The organism is Marinobacter sp. NFXS9, assembly GCF_040148665.1.
Classification (GTDB): Bacteria; Pseudomonadota; Gammaproteobacteria; order Pseudomonadales; family Oleiphilaceae; genus Marinobacter_A; species Marinobacter_A mangrovi.
This window is the reverse complement of the sequence record NZ_JAGDDW010000001.1, coordinates 367495-386248: the sequence shown is the minus strand read 5'-3', so window position 1 is coordinate 386248 and position 18754 is coordinate 367495. Positions and strand designations below refer to the sequence as shown.

Below are 18754 nucleotides of genomic sequence, written 5' to 3'. Positions count from 1 at the left end.
CGATCTCGGGGAGAGACCATGAGTCATCTGATCGATAAACTGAGTTACTTCAAGAAGAAGCGCGAGCCCTTCGCCAACGGCCATGGCGAGACTCATGCCGTCAACCGCGATGCCGAGGACGGCTACCGCGGCCGCTGGCAGTACGACAAGATCGTACGCTCCACCCACGGCGTGAACTGCACCGGCTCGTGCAGCTGGAAAATCTATGTCAAGAACGGCCTGGTCACCTGGGAAACCCAGCAGACCGACTACCCGCGCACCCGCCCGGACCTGCCTAACCACGAGCCCCGCGGTTGCCCGCGCGGCGCCAGCTACTCCTGGTACATGTACAGCGCCAACCGCCTGAAGTACCCCCTGGCCCGCAAGCACCTGCTCAAACTCTGGCGCGAAGCCAAGGTCCGATACAGTGACCCGGTGGAAGCCTGGGCCTCCATCGCCGAAGACCCGGTCAAGACCGCCGAATACAAGACCCGCCGCGGCATGGGCGGCTTCATCCGCTCCAGTTGGGACGAACTCAACGAGCTGATCGGCGCCGCCAACGTGTATACCGCCAAGACCTACGGCCCGGATCGTGTGGTCGGCTTCTCGCCGATTCCCGCCATGTCCATGGTGTCCTACGCCTCCGGTGCCCGCTACCTGTCGCTGATCGGCGGTGTCTGCCTGAGCTTCTACGACTGGTATTGCGACCTGCCGCCGGCCTCCCCGCAGACCTGGGGCGAGCAGACCGACGTACCGGAATCCGCCGACTGGTACAACAGCGGCTACATCATCGCCTGGGGTTCCAATGTGCCCCAGACCCGGACCCCGGACGCGCACTTCTTCACCGAAGTCCGCTACAAGGGCACCAAGACCGTGGCCATCACCCCGGACTACGCTGAGGTGGCCAAACTCTCCGATGAATGGATCAACCCCAAGCAAGGCACCGACGCCGCCCTGGGCCTGGCCATGGGCCACGTGATCCTGAAGGAATTCCACGTCGACAACCCCAGCCCCTACTTCACCGACTACGTGCGCCGCTACACCGACATGCCGCACCTGGTGATGCTCGAACCACACGAAGACGGTGGCTACGTACCGGGTCGGTTCCTCCGTGCCAGTGACCTGGTGGACGGTCTGGGCGAGAGCAACAACCCCGAGTGGAAGACCGTCGCCATCAACGAGAACGACGGCAGCCTGACCGCACCCAACGGCTCGATCGGCTACCGCTGGGGCGAGAAAGGCAAGTGGAACCTGAAGCAGAACGCCGGCGGTGAACAGCAGGATGTCACCCTGCGCCTGTCCCTGACGGAGGCCCACGACGAGGTGGTCAAGGTCGCCTTCCCCTATTTCGGCGGCATCCAGCACGAGCACTTCAAGCACGTGGAACTGCGTGACACCCTGACCCACAGCCTCGGCGCCCGGAAAATCACCCTGGCCAATGGCGAACAGGCCCTCGCGGTGACCGTATACGACCTGATGATCGCCAACTACGGCATCGATCGCGGTCTGGGCGAAGATGACGGCGCCACGTCCTACGACGACAACGCCCCCTACACCCCGGCCTGGCAGGAAACCATCACCGGTGTGCCGCGCGACAAGGTCATCCGCATTGCCCGTGAATTCGCGGACAACGCCCACAAGACCCGCGGCCGTTCCATGATCATCGTCGGTGCCGGCATGAACCACTGGTACCACATGGACATGAACTACCGCAGCCTGATCAACATGCTGATCCTGTGTGGCTGCATCGGTCAGAGCGGTGGCGGCTGGGCCCACTACGTCGGCCAGGAGAAGCTGCGCCCGCAGACCGGCTGGCAGCCGCTGGCGTTCGGTCTCGACTGGCAGCGCCCGCCGCGCCACATGAACGGTACCTCCTTCTTCTACGCCCATTCCGGACAATGGCGCTACGAGAAGCTGGGCGTGGACGAAATCCTCTCCCCACTGGCGGACAAGTCGAAATTTACCGGCAGTCTGATCGACTACAACGTACGCGCCGAGCGCATGGGCTGGCTGCCCTCCGCGCCCCAGCTCAACCGCAACCCGCTGACCATCGCCGCGGAAGCGGAAAACGCCGGTCTGGATGTGTCCGATTACGTGGCCCAGTCCCTGAAGAACGGCTCCCTGGCATTTGCCAGCGAGGATCCCGAGGCACCGACCAACCATCCGCGCAACATGTTCATCTGGCGGTCCAACCTGCTGGGTTCCTCCGGCAAGGGGCACGAGTACATGCTCAAGTATTTACTCGGCACCAAGAGTGGTCTGCAGGGCAAGGACCTGGGCGAAACCGGTGGCGTCAAACCGCAGGAAGTCAAATGGCATGATGAGGCCCGGGAGGGCAAGCTCGACCTGCTGGTAACCCTGGACTTCCGCATGTCTACCACTTGCCTGTACTCGGACATCGTCTTGCCGACGGCCACGTGGTACGAGAAAGACGACCTGAATACCTCGGACATGCATCCGTTCATCCACCCGCTCACCGCGGCTACAGACCCAGCCTGGGAAGCCCGTAGCGACTGGGAGATCTACAAAGGCATCGCCCGCGCTTTCTCCAAAGCCGCCGAAGGACATCTGGGTGTTGAGAAGGACGTGGTCACGCTGCCCTTGCAGCACGACGCCCCGGCCGAGCTGGGCCAGCCGTTCGACGTCAAGGACTGGAAGAAAGGCGAGTGCGAGCTTGTTCCGGGCAAAACCGCGCCTAACTTCGTCACCGTAGAACGTGACTACCCCAACACCTATGCCCGCTTCACCTCCTTAGGCCCACTTCTGGAGAAACTCGGCAACGGTGGCAAGGGCATCAGCTGGAACACCGAAAAGGAAGTGAACTTCCTGCGCCAGCTGAACTACCAGCACATAGAAGGCGCCAACGCCGGGCAGCCGAAAATCGAGAGTGCTATCGATGCCGCTGAAGTCATCCTCACCCTGGCACCGGAGACCAACGGCCAGGTGGCGGTGAAAGCCTGGCAAGCCCTGTCTGACATGACTGGCCTGGACCACACTCATCTTGCGACCAACAAGGAAGAAGAAAAGATCCGCTTCCGCGATGTAGTGGCCCAGCCGCGCAAGATCATCTCCAGCCCGACCTGGTCGGGACTCGAGGATGAGCATGTGTCCTACAACGCCGGCTACACCAACGTCCATGAGCTGATCCCCTGGCGCACCCTGACCGGCCGCCAGCAGTTCTACCAGGACCACGAGTGGATGCGCGCCTTTGGCGAGAGCCTGTTGGTCTACCGCCCGCCGATCGACACCAAGGCCTCCGGCCCGATGCTGGGCGTCAAGCCCAACGGCTTCAAGGAGAAGGCACTGAACTGGATCACCCCGCACCAGAAGTGGGGCATTCACAGCACCTATAGCGAAAACCTGCTGATGCAGACCCTCTCCCGCGGCGGCCCGATCGTGTGGATGAGCGAGGACGACGCCCGCGAACTGGGTATCGAGGACAACGACTGGATCGAACTGTTCAACCTCAACGGCGCCATCACAGCCCGAGCGGTGGTCAGCCAGCGGGTCATGCCTGGCCTGGTGATGATGTACCACGCCCAGGAGCGCCTGGTGAGCATCCCTGGTTCGGAAATTACCGGCACCCGAGGAGGTATCCATAACTCGGTCACCCGTGTGTGTCCAAAACCGACCCATATGATCGGCGGCTACGCCCAGTATTCCTACGGGTTCAACTACTACGGCACGGTCGGTTCCAACCGGGACGAGTTTGTCGTGGTGCGCAAGATGAAGAACGTCGACTGGCTCGACGGCGAAGGCCAGGACGAAGTACAGGAGGCCGCCCAATGAGAATCAGATCCCAAGTCGGCATGGTGCTCAACCTCGATAAGTGCATCGGTTGCCACACCTGCTCGGTCACCTGCAAGAACGTCTGGACCAGCCGCGAAGGCATGGAATACGCCTGGTTCAACAACGTCGAAACCAAACCGGGCATCGGCTACCCGAAGGAGTGGGAGAACCAGGACAAATGGAAAGGCGGCTGGCTGCGCGACAACAACGGCAAGATCCGACCGCGTATCGGCGGTCGCTTCCGGGTACTGGCGAACATCTTCGCCAACCCGGACCTGCCGGAAATTGACGACTACTACGAGCCGTTCGACTTCGACTACCAGCACCTGCATACCGCCGGTGACAGCAAGCACCAGCCGATCGCACGGCCCAGGTCGGCGATCTCCGGCAAGCGTATGAAGAAAGTCGAATGGGGCCCGAACTGGGAAGAAATCCTCGGCACCGAGTTTGCCAAGCGTCGCAAGGACAAGAACTTCGACCAGATCCAGGCAGACATCTACGGCCAGTTCGAAAGCACCTTTATGATGTATCTGCCCCGCCTGTGCGAGCACTGCCTCAACCCGGCGTGCGTGGCCTCATGCCCGAGTGGCGCGATCTACAAGCGCGAGGAAGATGGCATCGTTCTGATCGACCAGGACAAGTGCCGGGGCTGGCGGATGTGCGTCTCCGGCTGCCCGTACAAGAAGATCTACTTCAACTGGAAGACCGGCAAGTCCGAGAAATGCATCTTCTGCTACCCGCGTATCGAAGTGGGCCTGCCCACCGTGTGCTCGGAAACTTGCGTGGGTCGCATCCGTTATCTGGGCGTGCTGCTGTATGACGCCGACCGCATCGAGGAAGTGGCCAGCACTCCGGGCGAGCAGGACCTGTACGAGAAACAGCTGGAGATCTTCCTCGACCCGTTCGATCCCAAGGTGATCGAGCAGGCCCGCAGGGACGGCGTACCGGACAGCGTCATCCAGGCCGCCCAGCGCTCCCCCGTCTACAAGATGGCAGTGGACTGGAAGCTGGCCCTGCCACTGCATCCGGAATACCGCACTCTGCCCATGGTCTGGTACGTGCCGCCCCTGAGCCCGATCCAGTCTGCCGCCGAGGCCGGCAAGATCGAGTTCGAAGGCGTACTGCCGAAGATCGAGAACCTGCGTATTCCTGTCAAGTACCTGGCCAACCTGCTCACCGCCGGTGACGAAAAGCCGGTGCTGCGGGCGCTCAAGCGGATCCTGGCGATGCGTTACTACAAGCGGGCGGAAACCGTGGACGGTGTCGAGGACCTGTCACCGCTGGAGGCCGTCGGGCTCAGCAAGGCCCAGGCCGACGAGATGTATCGCTACCTGGCCATTGCCAACTACGAGGACCGCTTCGTCATCCCCACGACGCATATGGAGCTGGCGAAGGAAGCCTTCCCCAATCGCGGCGGCTGCGGCTTCAGCTTTGGCGACGGCTGCACCGGCGGCGACAGCGAGTTCAGCCTGTTCGGCGGGCGCAAGCAGACCACCAGCATGGTACAGAAGCTGAGCACCGTGAAACAGGTCGACCCGAAGCAGCTGCAGGACTGAGGAGAACAACATGCAAACCCTACGTGTGATCGCCCGCCTGCTGGAGTACCCCACGGCGGAACTGCAGGCGGCCCAGGACGAACTGGTGGCGGCGGTCTTGGCGGACGACCGCCTGCCGCCCCAGCAGAAGCACGCCCTGCTCACCTGCATCGAACGGCTGTGTGTCGGCAACCTGATGGACCTGCAGGAGAACTACGTGTCCCTGTTCGAACGCGGGCGTTCCCTGTCGCTGCTGCTGTTCGAGCATGTCCATGGCGAGTCCCGCGACCGCGGCCAGGCCATGGTGGACCTGATGAACCACTACGCCGAGGCCGGCCTGGAGCTCGACGTGCGTGAGCTGCCCGACCACCTGCCCCTTTTCCTGGAGTATCTCTCCACCCGCGGCTGGCAGGAGATCCGGACCTGGCTGGAAGACATTCACCACATCCTGGGCCTGCTCGCCGAGCGCCTGCACCAGAGGGAGAGCTTCTACCAGTTGCCCTTCGACGCGTTGCTGACCCTCGCCGGCCAGGCGCCGGATCGGCAGGAACTGGCCACGTTGGTCGCCGCTGAAGAACGGGACGACACCCCCGAAGCCCTGGACAAGGTCTGGGAAGAGGAGATGGTCAAGTTCCTCGACGACCAGGGGGAATCCTGTGGTAACAGCAACTTCGTCGGCCAGCGCCGGCAGGAGCTTGACCAGGTTCAACGTGTCCACCTCAGTGACGAGCTGATGCAGGACGCCATGAAACAGCAGATTGGTGGCGCCTGAGGCGCGGGAGAACAACCATGGACTACTTGAACACACTGCTCTTCGGAATCTACCCGTATATCGCCCTGTCAGTGTTCGTTATCGGCACCTGGGCGCGCTATGACACGGCCCAGTTCACCTGGAAAGCCGGCTCCAGCCAGATGCTGGCCAAGGGCGGGATGCGGGTGGCCAGCAACCTGTTTCACGTCGGCATCCTGGTGATCCTGTTCGGTCACATTGTCGGCCTGCTGACGCCCCACTGGGTCTACGAGCCCTTCATGAGCGCCGGAACCAAGCAGGTGATGGCGATCGTCGTGGGTGGCGTGGCGGGTGTGGCCTGCCTGATCGGCGCCGCGATGCTGACCTACCGTCGCCTGACGAATCCGCGTGTGCGGGCGGCCGGCAGCGTCGCCGATATCCTGATCATCGTGATCCTGCTCATCCAGGTCTCGCTGGGGTTGCTCACCATCATCCCCACGCTGGGCCATCTGGACGGGCATACCATGCTGCTCTTCGGATCCTGGGCGCAATCGATCTTCACCTTGCAGGGCGGCGCCGCCGATTACATCCGGGACGTGCACTGGATCTATAAAGTCCACATCTTCCTGGGGCTGACGATTTTCGTGCTGTTTCCCTTCACGCGGCTGGTCCATGTTTTCAGCGCTCCCCTGGAGTACCTGGGGCGCCGTTACCAGGTTGTCCGTCGCCGTATCTAGTCGCCCAACCCCGAACAACCGGGAGCTTCGGCTCCCGTACGGAGCAAACCAATGAACCTGATCAACGCCATCGACGTCAGCGACCTCAAAGAACACCCGTTCCCGGCGGTCCGGGTCGCCGGCGAGGAAATCCATGAAGACCGCATCGCCACGGAACTGCAGTATCACCCGGCGGATGAGATCGGGGAGGCCTGGCATCACGCCGCCTGCAGCTTGGTGATCCGCGAACTGCTGCTGCGCAAGGCCGTCGGGCGGGGTATCGGCGACGACCTCGACGAGGAGGAACGCATCGCGGCGTTGATTGACCAGGTCATCGACGTGCCAGAACCCGACGACGCCAACTGCCGGCGCTTCTTCGACGCCAACCCGGACCAATTCCGCACGCCGACGCTCCTGGCGGTCAGCCACATCCTGCTGGCTGCCGCGCCGGACGATATTGTCGCCCGGTCCGAACAGGAAGACACCGGCAGGCGACTGATCGCCAGCCTGGCCGACGGTCGGGCCGACTTTGCCCGGCTCGCGCTGGCCCACTCCGCCTGCGAATCCCGCAAGCAGGGCGGACAGTTGGGGCAGATCGCCAAAGGCCAGACCGTAGAGGAGTTTGAGCGCGTCGTCTGGCGACTGCCGGAGGGGCTGCACCTGCAGTTGGTCGAAACTCGCTATGGCTGGCATGTGGTTCGGGTCGACCGGCGGATCGAGGGACAACCGCTGTCGTATGAACTCGCCAAATCCACCATCCGACGCTATCTCCAGGAGAAGGTCACCCGGCGCTGGCTACGGCAGTATATCCAGACGCTGGCGCTGGAATACGGCGTCGAAGGTGTTGACCTGGAACTCCCCGACTCGCCGCTGATGCAGTAGGGTTTCCCGCCCTGATGGTCCGCCCCGGTGAATGCGATTCCACCGGGGCCTTCCCCGCCCGGATATACCCCAATACACCCACCCAAATACCCCCTCTGGGGGAGCGAACAACGTGCCTCCCCGCCGTACCATGGAAGACAGTAGAAACCTGATTTCCCGGAGGATTCCCGTATGTCCCATGCCTCGGCTGACAGCCCGTTCCAGTCACTGGATATCGCCATTCTCACCGTCTCGGATACGCGAACCCTGGCCAACGACCAGTCCGGCGATACCCTGCAACGCTGCCTTGAGGAGGCCGGCCACCGACTCACCGAGCGCCGGCTGGTGAAGGACGACATCTACCAGATCCGGGCCGTAGTGTCGGACTGGATTGCCCGCGCCGACGTGCCGGTCGTGCTGGTCACCGGAGGCACCGGGTTCTCCGGTCGCGACAGCACACCGGAAGCGCTTCTGCCCCTGTTCGACAAGGTGGTTGAGGGTTATGGAGAACTGTTCCGGCACCTCTCCCTGGCCAGCATCGGCACCTCAACGATCCAGTCACGGGCGGTCGCGGGACTGGCGAACCGGACGCTGATCTGCGCCATGCCGGGCGCCCCGCGCGCCTGCGCTTTGGCCTGGAACGACATCATTGGGCCCCAGCTTGACAGTCGTCACCGCCCCTGCAACTTCGTCGGCGAACTGGTCGCCCGACGGGACGAGCACTGTGCTTCACGGTCAGAGGGGGAGCCGGCCTGATGAGCGACTGCATCTGTGATACCGAAAGCCCTGCGGCCCGCGACGGCAAGCGGATGAACATTCTGATGCCAATCTCCGCCGTGCAGGCGGCTCTGGAACGTGAAGCGGAATGCCTTGCGGGTATCGAGAAATTGCCACTGGCCCTCTGTCGGGGTCGTATCCTGGCCTCATCCATCACCGCCCCCCTGTCCGTGCCTCCCCGAGACAACAGCGCAATGGATGGTTATGGCCTGCGACTGGCCGATCTGGACGATAGCGCTGAATTGCCCGTCTCCCAACGAGTGCCGGCGGGCGTGCTGCCCCCGGCACTGCAACCGGGTTCTGCGGCCCGTATCTTCACCGGTGCTCCGTTGCCGGCAGGCGTCGATACCATCGTTCCGCAGGAACAGGTGGAGCCGGTGGGACCGGATCGCATCCGGATCAACTCGTCCCCAACCCGTGGGCAAAACATTCGTCGCGCCGGCGAAGATGTCGAGGCCGGGAACCTGCTCCTGAACGAAGGGACCCGCCTGGAAGCTCCGGAGATGGGGCTACTGGCCAGCCAGGGGCTGGCCGACATCAACGTTCGCACACGCCTGAAAGTCGGCATCCTGACCAGCGGCGACGAGGTCGTATCGCCCGGTCAGGCGTTGGAGCCGGGACAGATCTACAACGCCAACGCCTTCTCGCTGCGGGGTGCCCTGGAGCGCCTTGGGTGCGATGTTGGGCCCGTCATCCAGATTCCCGACAACCGGAAGGTAACGCGCCTGGCCCTGGAACAGGCCGCCCGGGACCACGATCTCATTATCACCAGCGGTGGCGTCTCGGTTGGTGAGGAGGACCATGTTCGCCAGGCGATCAGGGAATTGGGATCGCTGAGCCTATGGGGCGTGGCGATGAAACCCGGCAAACCTTTCGCTTTTGGTTACGTCGGGACAACGCCGATCATTGGCTTGCCGGGCAACCCCATGGCCGCCCTGCTTACATTGGAAGTCCTTGCAGGCGACTACATTCGACGGCTGATGGGCCTGGCCATGCAGCCGATCATCCCCATCCGCGTGCACGCCGGTTTCAGCCGGACGCGAGCCATTCCCAGGCAGGAATACCTGCGCGTCAATCTTGAGAACTGGCGGGGCCAGTGGCACGCCACCCTGTCGGGATCACAGGGGTCCGGACTGTTGTCCGTCGCCTGCCGCGCGGACGGCTACCTGATCATTCCGCCCTATCAGGCGATCATTGAAGGAGCGCAATATGACTTTGTCCATCGCGACCAGTTCTACCGCTGACAACATCGTCCATCACGCTGCATTCTGCGGTGACGATGCGACAGAGGCGTTGCGCCGTCATGCCCTTTTCAACCACCTCAGCGATCGGGATTTCCGGGCTCTGTCGATGCGTGTCCGGCGGATTAACCTGTCCCCACACGAACTCATCTACAGGCAGGATACCGAAGCCCATCATTTCTATTTCGTGGTATCCGGGCAACTGCGTCTGTACCGCCTGGACTACTCCGGGTTCGAGCGCACGCTGGATAGCCTGACAGCTGGCGACTGCCTGGCGGAGGTCATGATCTATGCCAATCCGGCGCGTTACGCCTGCTACGCCGAGGCTCTCAAACCCAGCCTGGTACTGAGTATTCCTATCGACGCCTACCGGGCGTTGATCCGGTCAAGCACCGACTACGCAGAAAACGCCCTGGCCCACTTCGCAGCGCGAGCCGTTTCCCGTTTCCACGACCTGGAAATCATGACGGTGCAAAGTGCAAGGGAGCGGGTCATCCGCTACCTTCTGGACCTGCTACCGGCCGACGCCAAACAGGAGAGCGAAATTGAATTACCACTGCCCAAGTGTCTCATTGCCTCGCGCCTGGCCATGCAGCCGGAGACCTTCTCGAGGCAACTCAATGAGCTCAAGAATAATGGCCTGCTACAAGTTTACGGCAGCCGCCTGGTGATCCCAGACGCCCGGCGTCTGATGCAGCTCAGCCGATAGGAAAAACGCACCAGAAAGCACTCGGGAGGAGGAATGACGACAGCAAGCGAACCCCGCAAGAACCGCCCTTTGATCTACGCCTGCTCGGGATGCTCCGACGTCGCCCAACTGGCAAACAACGCCGCGGTGCATCTCGACCATGCCGGCGCATTTGAGATGTCGTGTATTTCCGGTGTCGGCGGGAAGGTCAAACCGCTGGTCAATGTCGCACGGTCCGGCCGGCCGATCACCGTCATCGACGGCTGCCCCCTGCACTGCGCCAGCGCCTGCCTCGAGAACATCGGGGTACACCCGGGGCGCCATATTCGACTCTACGAGTACGGCTTCAGGAAACATTACGGCCAGAGTTATGGCGAAGACGCCGTGGACGACGTCTGCCAGCTGGTCCTGACCGGCAATCTGGATAGTGATGCCAGGAAACAGCCCGGCCATACGACAAACGAGAGAACGACCAATGATTGAAAGCTACCGCGACCTGATCGAGGCTGCCGATACCCAGCCTGAGCCCCAGCGTTTCCTGTTCGTGTTCTGCCGGGCCGAATTGCCTGAAGACGCCTCGGTCGAAGAACAACGTCGATTTGACCGTGGTGAAGGCGGCACACTGAGCCCGGTCATCTGCGTCGACAAGCCTCTGCAAGACGTTCGCCATTTTGAAGCACTGGTTGAGGAATCCCGCGCCACCGGTCAGGACTGGGACGTGGTCTTCGTTGCGGCGATGTCCGGCCGTGGCGGGCAGGCGCCCACTACCGATGAGGCACAGCAACCGCTGACGATGATGGTGGAGACGATACGGTTGGGGAATGTGGGGAATTACCTGGCGTTTTCGCGGGAGGGGGAGTTGCTGGCGATCGGGTGATGGACAGTCAGGTATCCGATAGGCGCTTCCCCCTCTCCCCCGCCCTCTCCCTCGAGGGGAGAGGGCGGGGGAGAGGGCGTGTACGACGTAACTTTTGGAATACTGGGACTTTTGCAACACCCTCTTTGGCTTCGGAGCAGCCGTCAGGCTGCGGGATAGCAACGACCGAGCTCACCCGCCCGTCATGTTCATAAACCGCAGAATCTGCACGTCCCCGTCACTGCTGAAGTGATGCCGCTCCGGCTTGAGGTCCATGGCCTTGATGATGGTTTCGCGCAGTTTGCCATCACCTTCCGGATAGCCTCGCAGCACGCGCCTCAGGTCCACCGAATGCTCATTGCCCAGACACAGCAGCAAGCGGCCCTCGACAGTCACCCGCACGCGGTTGCAGGTGGCACAGAAGTTATGGGAATGGGGAGAGATAAAGCCAATCCGCACCGGGCTGTCCGGCATGCGGAAATAACGGGCCGGACCACCGCTGTCGTCGGTAGTGGGAAACAGGTCGTGGTAGCGGCTGATCCGGGCACGGACTTCATCGCTGCTGCACAGGCTTTCGCCCCGATCGTGGTCGGTGATCTGACCCAGCGGCATTTCCTCGATAAAGCTGATGTCCACCTGCTTGCGCCGGGCAAACGCCACCAGATCAAGGATTTCATCGTCGTTGCGGCCTTTCATGATCACCGCATTCAGCTTGATGCCCCGGAATCCGGCATCGCGGGCGGCATCGATGCCGTCCAGGACCCGGTCCAACTGGCCGGTTCGGGTGATCTGCAGAAATCGCCCGGCATCCAGCGTATCCAGACTGATGTTCAGCCGCTGCAGACCGGCTTCGCGCAGTGGTTCGGCCAGTCTCGACAACTGGTTGCCGTTGGTTGTCATGGCGAAGTCGCGCAGGCCGAGACGACCGATCTCCCCCACCAGATCCAGGATGTCCTTGCGGACCAGCGGCTCGCCGCCGGTGAGGCGAATCTTCTCGGTCCCCAGGCTCTGAAAGGTTCGCGCCAGGCGGGCAATCTCCTCGAGGGTCAGCACCTGCTGGCGCGGCAGGAAGGTCATGTCCTCGGCCATGCAGTAGACGCAACGGAAATCGCAGCGGTCCGTCACCGACAGGCGCACGTAGTTGATCGTGCGGCCAAAGCGGTCCTTCAAGGGCTGAATCGTCTTTGCGGGCATAGCCTCCCCTTAGCCGCCGGTCACCGGCGGGAACAGCGCCAGCTCGTCTCCGGGCATCACGTGATGGGGCATTCGCACCATGGTCTGGTTAACGGCCGTCATCAGCCGCACATCTTCGAGGGCTGTCGCCAATCCGGGAGACTGTTTCAGCGAATCCACGATGGCAGAGAGCGGCATTCCGTTGGCGGGAAGCTCGTAGTCAAATCCGTCGATGCCCGACAACTCCCGGAGCTGGGCAAAAAGGCGAACGGTGATGGAATGTGTCATAACGGGGCGTTCGGTGATGGTTGGAAAGTCCCATTGTTGCAGGCGTCCAACCATCGGCCGATACCCCGCTTGGGGTAGGCTGGCGGATCATTGGTGACATAACGAATGCGACCCACAGGCCGGACCGGGCGACTCCGGTGGATCAGTCCATTCAACACGGCTCAAGTTCGCCAGGGTACCGGGCTTAGGTAGATTTTATGGCTTCACTTTAGAGCCGGCGTCCGAATCGCAATGGTCGTCGGTTCCAGGCCCGCAGCAGCCACCCTTTTTCTGTGGTTTGCCCGATGTCGAGCAGCTTGAACCCTCGGGTTCGGCATCATCGATTGAGCAGGAGTCATCCGCCGGGACAACCGTCGCACCCGGAACTTCGATGCTGTCGTCACTATCCGCCCGTTTCCATTCGCGCCAGGCTTCGGTGAGCACCTGCCAGGCCGAATGAAGGAACAACACCGCGATGGCCAAGCCTACGATCACGTCCGGCCACGGGGTTCCGGTATAGGCAACCAGGCCCGCGGCAATAATGACACTGGTGTTGGCGAACAGGTCATTCCTGGAACACAGCCAGGTCGAGCGCATGTTGAGGTCGTCGCTGCGGTGTGCATTCAGCAACAGGAAGCAGGCGGTGTTGGCGACCAGTGCAACGAGGGCGATCGCGCCCATCCACTCAGCTTGGGGAACGATCCCGAGCAGGCTCTTGTTGATGGCTTCGATAATAACCATGACACCGAACAGCAGCATGAAGATGCCTTTCACCATCGCTGCGCCGGCGCGGGTGCGGGCGCTGCGATGCAGGGCGTACAAGGTCAACGCGTAGACGGTGGCATCGCCGAACATATCCAGCGAGTCCGCAAGCAGCGCGGTGGATCCGACCCATAGCCCGCCGAAAAACTCGAACAGAAACATGGCCGTGTTGATGGCGAGAACGATGTAGAGCACTCGTCCCTGCCGCCCTTTCAGTTCAGCCAGTTCTCCTGCTTTGTTCTCGCAACAGCTATCCATCCAAACACCCTGATCCGATACACATTGTTTAAAACAATAAAGGTTGTAGTCGTTACAGGGTCAAGCGAAAACGCTGCGGTGCCGGCGAGGCCGGAAGTCTCCATAGCCTCGCCGAAGTGATGATCAGAAAAGCCGCATTAATCCGCCTCATGCTTAGTGGGCGGCGTACGGATCCGCTCACACGGGATACCCTGGAACCTCCACGCTAGGATGTAGAGCCGATCGTGTCGACACCATACCGCTGGCGGGCCACTCAGTGGTGGGATGAATTTATCGTCATGTTCCTTAACGCCTGAGGATTTGTTAGACAACCGCCGGATGATCCATGCTGGTAGCTTCTACAGGCACTTTGAGGGGCACATGCTTGGCTTCCCAAGATTGATCTACACCTTGTTTGTCGCGGCAACCCTGTTGCTTGGAGTGGCACTCTCAATCTGGAATCCATACGGGCTCATCCCCTGGGCCATACTCCCCCTGCTGGCCGTGGTCGGCGCTTTCGATCTTCACTCGAAACATAATGTGCTGCGCAACTACCCGATTCTGGGCCACTTGCGGTACCTCTTGGAATTTGTCCGCCCCGAACTCCGGCAGTATTTTTTCGAGTCCGAACAAAGCGGTCGCCCGTTCAATCGCGAGCAGCGGGATATCGTCAACAAACGAGCCGACGGGCAGAGCGACACGGTGCCATTTGGCACCCGGCGCGATGTCGAGGGCGCGGGCGCCGATTTCGCCCAGCATTCCATTGCGCCCAAGCAGGTCGATCCTACCTACGGGCGGATCAAGATAGGCGGGCCGCAGTGTTCAAAACCCTACAATTCCTCGCGGTTGAACATTTCCGCCATGAGCTTTGGCTCATTGTCCAGCAACGCCGTTCTGGCCATGAACAAGGGCGCCAAACTGGGCCACTTCGCCCAGGATACCGGCGAAGGTGCCATCAGCCCCTACCACAAGGTGCACGATGGTGACCTGATCTGGGAAATTGCCAGCGGCTATTTTGGCTGCCGCACGCGCGACGGCCGTTTCGACAGCGACGAGTTCGCCCGGAAAGCCTCGGACAACCAGGTGAAGATGGTCGAGATCAAGGTCTCCCAGGGCGCCAAACCCGGCCACGGCGGACTGCTTCCCGGGGTCAAGGTCAATCGGGAGATCGCCAGGACCCGGGAAATCGAAGAAGGCAAGGACTGCCTCTCCCCGGCCCAGCACCCTGAATTCGATACCCCCGTCGGCCTGCTTCGATTCATGCAGCGCCTGCGGGAGCTCTGCGGCGGCAAACCGGTCGGCTTCAAGTTGTGCCTGGGCAAACGCGACGAATTCATGGGCATCTGTAAAGCGATGCTGGATTCCGGGATACAGCCGGACTTCATAACCATCGACGGTGCCGAGGGCGGCACGGGGGCCGCACCGGCGGAATTCGAGGATTTCATCGGGACGTACATCAACGAAGCCCTGCCCTTCGTCGACAACTGCCTGAAGGGCATTGGCAAGCGCGATGACATCGTCGTGATCGCCAGTGGCAAGGTCGCAACGGGCTTCGACATGGTCACCAAGCTCGCCCTGGGCGCGGACATGTGCAACGCCGCCCGAGCGTTCATGTTTGCCGTCGGTTGCATCCAGGCCCAGCGTTGCCATACGGACACATGCCCGACCGGCGTAACGACTCAGAACCCGGCCCGTTCAAAATCCTTGGACGTGCCATCCAAGGCCTTGAGGGTGCGCAACTTCCACAACGCCACCGTCCAGTCCCTGCTCGATATAACCGGAGCCCTGGGGCTGACCTCGCCGGACCTGCTCGGTCCCGAACACATCTATCACCGCCCCGAATATGGCCCGGCCTGTACGTATCGGGAAATGCATCCCCGGGTGGCCACCGGCGACTTTCTATCCGGAGCATTACCATCCGACTACGCCGCGGATTGGGAAAAAGCCAGTGCCAGCCGGTTCTAGCGTCGATCACGATCCCTGCGGCAGACCGGTTTTCGATCACGCCTTGTGATCCTCTAAGCAAACCGACTGATCGATTGGAGGAGTCATGACACAGACAGTAAGCGATTTTATTGTTGAACGCCTGAAGACCTGGGGAATCGGCAGGGTTTACGGCTACTCGGGTGATGGCATCAACGGAATGATGGCCGCACTACGCCGGGCCGAGCCCGACATTCGTATGGTCAAACCCCAGCATGAGGAGATCGGGGCCTTTATGGCCAGTGCCCACGCCAAGTTTACAGGGCAAGTCGGCGTGTGCATTTCCACCTCCGGTCCGGGAGCGGTCCATTTACTGAATGGGCTTTACGATGCCAAGAAAGATCATATGCCGGTACTGGCCATTGTTGGCCAGCAGTCTCGCGCAAGCCTGGGTACCGATTACCAGCAGGAAATCGACCTGACGTCGTTATTCAAGGACGTTGCCGGCCATTACGTGCACATGGTGTCCGATCCCGTCCAGGCAAGGCATCTCATCGACCAGGCCATCCGCATTGCCCTGGCACGACGGACCGTCACCACCATCGTCGTACCCAACGATGTCCAGGATCTGGAAATGGAAATGCCGTCAGCCTCCCACGGCGCTGTTTACTCCGGTGTTGGCTATCGCAAGCCGGCCTGGCTGCCGGCTTCCAACGATCTCGACGAGGCTGCCGCCATACTCGACGAGGGGCAAAAGGTGGCGATTCTGGCCGGCGCCGGCTGTAAGCATGCTGTCGACGAGGTTATGGCGCTGGCCGACAAGATCGGCGCCGGGGTCGCCAAGGCCTTGCTCGCCAAAGTCATTGTCCCGGACGATCGTGACTTCGTGACCGGTACGATGGGACTCCTGGGAACACAGCCCAGCCAGATGCTGATGGATAACTGCGATACGTTGCTCATGGTTGGCACTCGTTTCCCCTATGCAGAATTCCTGCCTCCTGAGGGTCAGGCAAGAGCCATACAGATCGACATCGATGCCGAAGCGCTCGGACTTCGCTATCCCACCGAGGTCAATCTACACGGGGATGCGGCGGCTATCGTCCAGGCGTTGATCGAACGCGTGTCCCTAAAAGAGGATCGCAGCTGGCAAGAAAAAATCATCGAGGAAACCCGGGATTGGTGGGCATTGCTCGGCAAACGAGCCCAGACTTCCGCGTCGCCGATCAACCCCCAGTATGTGTTCTGGTCACTCAACCAACAACTCCCGGATAACGTCATGCTTGCCTGTGATGTCGGTTCGGCAACCAACTGGTATGCCCGTTACCTGAAGATTGGCAGCGACATGATGGGATCGGTGTCAGGCGGACTGGCGTCGATGGGTAACGGGGTCCCCTACATCCTTTCCGCCAAGTTTGCCTACCCTGATCGTCCCGGCGTGGCGATGGTCGGTGACGGCGCCATGCAGATGCTCGGCAACCAGGCCCTGATCGGCATCTCACAGTACTGGCAGGAGTGGGAAGATCCCCGCTGTATCGTTCTGGTCCTTAACAATCAGGATCTCAATCAGGTCAGCTGGGAGCAACGCATCATGGAAGGCGATCCCAAATACGAAACATCCCAGGACCTTCCCGATTTTGCGTACGATCAGTACGCGGAGATGCTCGGTCTCAAGGGTTTGCGCATGGCTCAGCCGGAGGATGTGGATCGCGTCTGGGAAGAAGCCCTCAACGCGGACCGCCCCGTCGTCATCAATGCTTACGTCGATCCGGAAATCGGCCCTCTGCCCCCACACATCAATTTCGATCAGGCCAAGGGATTCATCGCCTCGATGATCAAGGGCGATCCGTCAGCCTATCGCATGATGAAGCAGTCCCTGAAACAGTTGGCGGCCAAACACTGACATTGACAGCCACGATCCGCCACCAGAGGCTGTCAGCTCCGGGGCGACGCGAACGTCAATGTTACGCACATCAAGGGAGGGCAACCGTATGCAAAAGACCACCCATCATTTCGCCCGGCGCGTCAATGATCTATCGGAATCTGCCATATTCCGCGTTGGCGCTCGCGCAAAGGCCTTGACTCATGACGGTCACGACATCGTCAGATTGGATGCTGGCGAACCTGACTTCAACACGCCTCAAGGAATTATCGATGCGGCAAAACGGGCCCTGGACGACGGCTTTACCCGATACACTGAAATTGGTGGCTTACCGCAATTAAAGGACGCTATCCAGCGTAAGCTCGAGATCGAGAACCACCTTCACTACAGTCATGAGCAGATCATGCACACCTGCGGTGCCAAGCAGGGCCTTTTCAACGCGTGCCTGTCGCTGCTTGGACCGGGTGATGAGATTGTGATCCCGACACCTCACTGGGGGACCTACCCGGCCATTGCAGAGATCGCCGCTGCAAGGATCGTCAATGCCACCACTCATTACGAAGACGGTTTCGTGTTGACTCCGGAATCGCTCGAGTCGGCTCTCACTGACCGTACCCGTGTTCTCATTCTCAACAGCCCCAATAATCCAACCGGTCAGGTGTATAGCCGTGAGGATCTGGCGGCATTGGGTAATGTGCTTTTGAAATACCCAAACGTCGTCATACTGTCTGACGATATCTATGAACATTTGCGGTTTTCTGACGAGCCCTACACCAACATCGTCAATGTCTGCCCGTCATTAAAGAATCGCACGGTCGTCATCAATGGGGTGTCCAAGGCCTATGCCATGACCGGGTGGCGAGTGGGCTTCGCGGCCGGGCCTGAAGATATTATCCAGGAGATGCAAAAGCTCCAGGGCCAGACAAATTCGCACACTGCTGCTGTCTCACAAGTCGCGGCGACGGCCGCTTTAAATGGGGGGCTCGACGAGGTTAAAAAAATGACGCAGGTGTTTTCCGACAGAGCTCGCCAGGTTGCCGATGGCCTGAAGAAGATAGAACGGATCAAATGCCTTCCTGCTCAGGGCAGTTTCTACTGCCTGCCAGACTTCTCTCCCGTCATCGAATCCCTGTCTGACGTTAACGATGATCGGGAATTGGCCGATTGGCTGTTGGATGAACTGGGCATTGCCATGATCCCCGGCTCTGCGTTCAATGCACCGGGACATATGAGACTTTCTTTCGCGGCGAATGACCAATCCATTCAAAAAGGTCTGGTTCGCCTGAAGCAGGCTTTTGCGTAACCAGTTTCCGGCGGCGGCAAGGACGCCGATGCACGTCT

Annotated in this window: 16 protein-coding genes; 13 read left to right on the top strand and 3 right to left on the bottom strand. The window is 61.0% G+C overall.

What is annotated here, in order from left to right; all coding sequences use genetic code 11:
• Positions 1–18: 18 nt before the first annotated feature.
• The 10 genes from J3364_RS01705 to J3364_RS01660 all read left to right on the top strand — a co-directional run bounded on the left by J3364_RS01705 (position 19) and on the right by J3364_RS01660 (position 11193).
• Positions 19–3768, top strand: a complete 3750-nt coding sequence (locus J3364_RS01705) for a nitrate reductase subunit alpha (protein WP_349556173.1) — start codon at positions 19–21, stop codon at positions 3766–3768.
• Positions 3765–5324 carry a nitrate reductase subunit beta gene (narH, locus tag J3364_RS01700; RefSeq protein ID WP_349556171.1) on the top strand — a complete coding sequence of 520 codons (1560 nt, stop codon included), beginning with the start codon at positions 3765–3767 and terminating at the stop codon, positions 5322–5324. The genes J3364_RS01705 and narH overlap by 4 nt, the downstream gene beginning before the upstream one ends.
• A 10-nt stretch (positions 5325–5334) precedes the next feature.
• A complete protein-coding gene (gene narJ / locus J3364_RS01695) occupies positions 5335–6075 on the top strand; it encodes a nitrate reductase molybdenum cofactor assembly chaperone (RefSeq protein ID WP_349556169.1) in 741 nt (246 codons plus the stop codon).
• Positions 6076–6092: 17 nt separating this feature from the next.
• Positions 6093–6770 carry a respiratory nitrate reductase subunit gamma gene (narI, locus tag J3364_RS01690; protein ID WP_349556167.1) on the top strand — a complete coding sequence of 226 codons (678 nt, stop codon included), beginning with the start codon at positions 6093–6095 and terminating at the stop codon, positions 6768–6770.
• 51 nt (positions 6771–6821) lie between these two features.
• Complete coding sequence (locus tag J3364_RS01685; protein ID WP_349556165.1) at positions 6822–7631, top strand: peptidylprolyl isomerase; 810 nt, start codon at positions 6822–6824, stop codon at positions 7629–7631.
• A 171-nt stretch (positions 7632–7802) separates the two neighbouring features.
• Positions 7803–8366, top strand: a complete 564-nt coding sequence (moaB, locus tag J3364_RS01680; protein ID WP_349556163.1) for a molybdenum cofactor biosynthesis protein B — start codon at positions 7803–7805, stop codon at positions 8364–8366.
• A complete protein-coding gene (locus tag J3364_RS01675) occupies positions 8366–9631 on the top strand; it encodes a molybdopterin molybdotransferase MoeA (RefSeq protein ID WP_349556161.1) in 1266 nt (421 codons plus the stop codon). The genes moaB and J3364_RS01675 overlap by 1 nt, the downstream gene beginning before the upstream one ends.
• Positions 9597–10337, top strand: coding sequence for a Crp/Fnr family transcriptional regulator (locus J3364_RS01670; RefSeq protein WP_349556159.1), 741 nt, complete (start codon positions 9597–9599; stop codon positions 10335–10337). The genes J3364_RS01675 and J3364_RS01670 overlap by 35 nt, the downstream gene beginning before the upstream one ends.
• A 33-nt stretch (positions 10338–10370) precedes the next feature.
• On the top strand, positions 10371–10799 hold the full coding sequence (locus J3364_RS01665) for a putative zinc-binding protein (RefSeq protein WP_349556157.1): 429 nt from the start codon (positions 10371–10373) through the stop codon (positions 10797–10799).
• The gene (locus tag J3364_RS01660; protein WP_349556155.1) at positions 10792–11193 is read left to right on the top strand and encodes a ribonucleotide reductase subunit alpha; all 402 of its coding nucleotides are present in this window, start codon (positions 10792–10794) and stop codon (positions 11191–11193) included. The genes J3364_RS01665 and J3364_RS01660 overlap by 8 nt, the downstream gene beginning before the upstream one ends.
• A gap of 171 nt (positions 11194–11364) precedes the next feature.
• On the opposite strand, the gene moaA is transcribed toward J3364_RS01660, so the two are convergent.
• The 3 genes from moaA to J3364_RS01645 form a co-directional block, all read right to left on the bottom strand.
• The gene (moaA, locus tag J3364_RS01655) at positions 11365–12366 is read right to left on the bottom strand and encodes a GTP 3',8-cyclase MoaA (protein ID WP_349556153.1); all 1002 of its coding nucleotides are present in this window, start codon (positions 12364–12366) and stop codon (positions 11365–11367) included.
• Between the two features lie 9 nt (positions 12367–12375).
• Entirely contained in the window at positions 12376–12633 is a 258-nt protein-coding gene (locus J3364_RS01650; RefSeq protein ID WP_349556151.1) for a MoaD/ThiS family protein, read from the bottom strand.
• Between the two features lie 195 nt (positions 12634–12828).
• Positions 12829–13632, bottom strand: coding sequence for a cation diffusion facilitator family transporter (locus J3364_RS01645; protein ID WP_349556149.1), 804 nt, complete (start codon positions 13630–13632; stop codon positions 12829–12831).
• A 360-nt stretch (positions 13633–13992) separates the two neighbouring features.
• Between J3364_RS01645 and J3364_RS01640 the strand changes: the two genes are divergently transcribed.
• The 3 genes from J3364_RS01640 to J3364_RS01630 all read left to right on the top strand — a co-directional run bounded on the left by J3364_RS01640 (position 13993) and on the right by J3364_RS01630 (position 18716).
• Positions 13993–15576: an FMN-binding glutamate synthase family protein gene (locus J3364_RS01640; protein ID WP_349556147.1), complete on the top strand. Its 1584-nt coding sequence runs from the start codon at positions 13993–13995 to the stop codon at positions 15574–15576.
• An 85-nt stretch (positions 15577–15661) separates the two neighbouring features.
• A complete protein-coding gene (locus tag J3364_RS01635; protein ID WP_349556145.1) occupies positions 15662–17434 on the top strand; it encodes a thiamine pyrophosphate-requiring protein in 1773 nt (590 codons plus the stop codon).
• 88 nt (positions 17435–17522) lie between these two features.
• On the top strand, positions 17523–18716 hold the full coding sequence (locus tag J3364_RS01630) for a pyridoxal phosphate-dependent aminotransferase (RefSeq protein WP_349556143.1): 1194 nt from the start codon (positions 17523–17525) through the stop codon (positions 18714–18716).
• Positions 18717–18754: the final 38 nt, after the last annotated feature.

Bases quoted from the DNA above. Each gene is read 5' to 3' on its own strand.
- J3364_RS01705 (WP_349556173.1), top strand. From the start codon at position 19: ATGAGTCATCTGATCGATAAACTGAGTTACTTCAAGAAGAAGCGCGAG.
- narH (WP_349556171.1), top strand. From the start codon at position 3,765: ATGAGAATCAGATCCCAAGTCGGCATGGTGCTCAACCTCGATAAGTGC.
- narJ (WP_349556169.1), top strand. From the start codon at position 5,335: ATGCAAACCCTACGTGTGATCGCCCGCCTGCTGGAGTACCCCACGGCG.
- narI (WP_349556167.1), top strand. From the start codon at position 6,093: ATGGACTACTTGAACACACTGCTCTTCGGAATCTACCCGTATATCGCC.
- J3364_RS01685 (WP_349556165.1), top strand. From the start codon at position 6,822: ATGAACCTGATCAACGCCATCGACGTCAGCGACCTCAAAGAACACCCG.
- moaB (WP_349556163.1), top strand. From the start codon at position 7,803: ATGTCCCATGCCTCGGCTGACAGCCCGTTCCAGTCACTGGATATCGCC.
- J3364_RS01675 (WP_349556161.1), top strand. From the start codon at position 8,366: ATGAGCGACTGCATCTGTGATACCGAAAGCCCTGCGGCCCGCGACGGC.
- J3364_RS01670 (WP_349556159.1), top strand. From the start codon at position 9,597: ATGACTTTGTCCATCGCGACCAGTTCTACCGCTGACAACATCGTCCAT.
- J3364_RS01665 (WP_349556157.1), top strand. From the start codon at position 10,371: ATGACGACAGCAAGCGAACCCCGCAAGAACCGCCCTTTGATCTACGCC.
- J3364_RS01660 (WP_349556155.1), top strand. From the start codon at position 10,792: ATGATTGAAAGCTACCGCGACCTGATCGAGGCTGCCGATACCCAGCCT.
- moaA (WP_349556153.1), bottom strand. From the start codon at position 12,366: ATGCCCGCAAAGACGATTCAGCCCTTGAAGGACCGCTTTGGCCGCACG.
- J3364_RS01650 (WP_349556151.1), bottom strand. From the start codon at position 12,633: ATGACACATTCCATCACCGTTCGCCTTTTTGCCCAGCTCCGGGAGTTG.
- J3364_RS01645 (WP_349556149.1), bottom strand. From the start codon at position 13,632: ATGGATAGCTGTTGCGAGAACAAAGCAGGAGAACTGGCTGAACTGAAA.
- J3364_RS01640 (WP_349556147.1), top strand. From the start codon at position 13,993: ATGCTTGGCTTCCCAAGATTGATCTACACCTTGTTTGTCGCGGCAACC.
- J3364_RS01635 (WP_349556145.1), top strand. From the start codon at position 15,662: ATGACACAGACAGTAAGCGATTTTATTGTTGAACGCCTGAAGACCTGG.
- J3364_RS01630 (WP_349556143.1), top strand. From the start codon at position 17,523: ATGCAAAAGACCACCCATCATTTCGCCCGGCGCGTCAATGATCTATCG.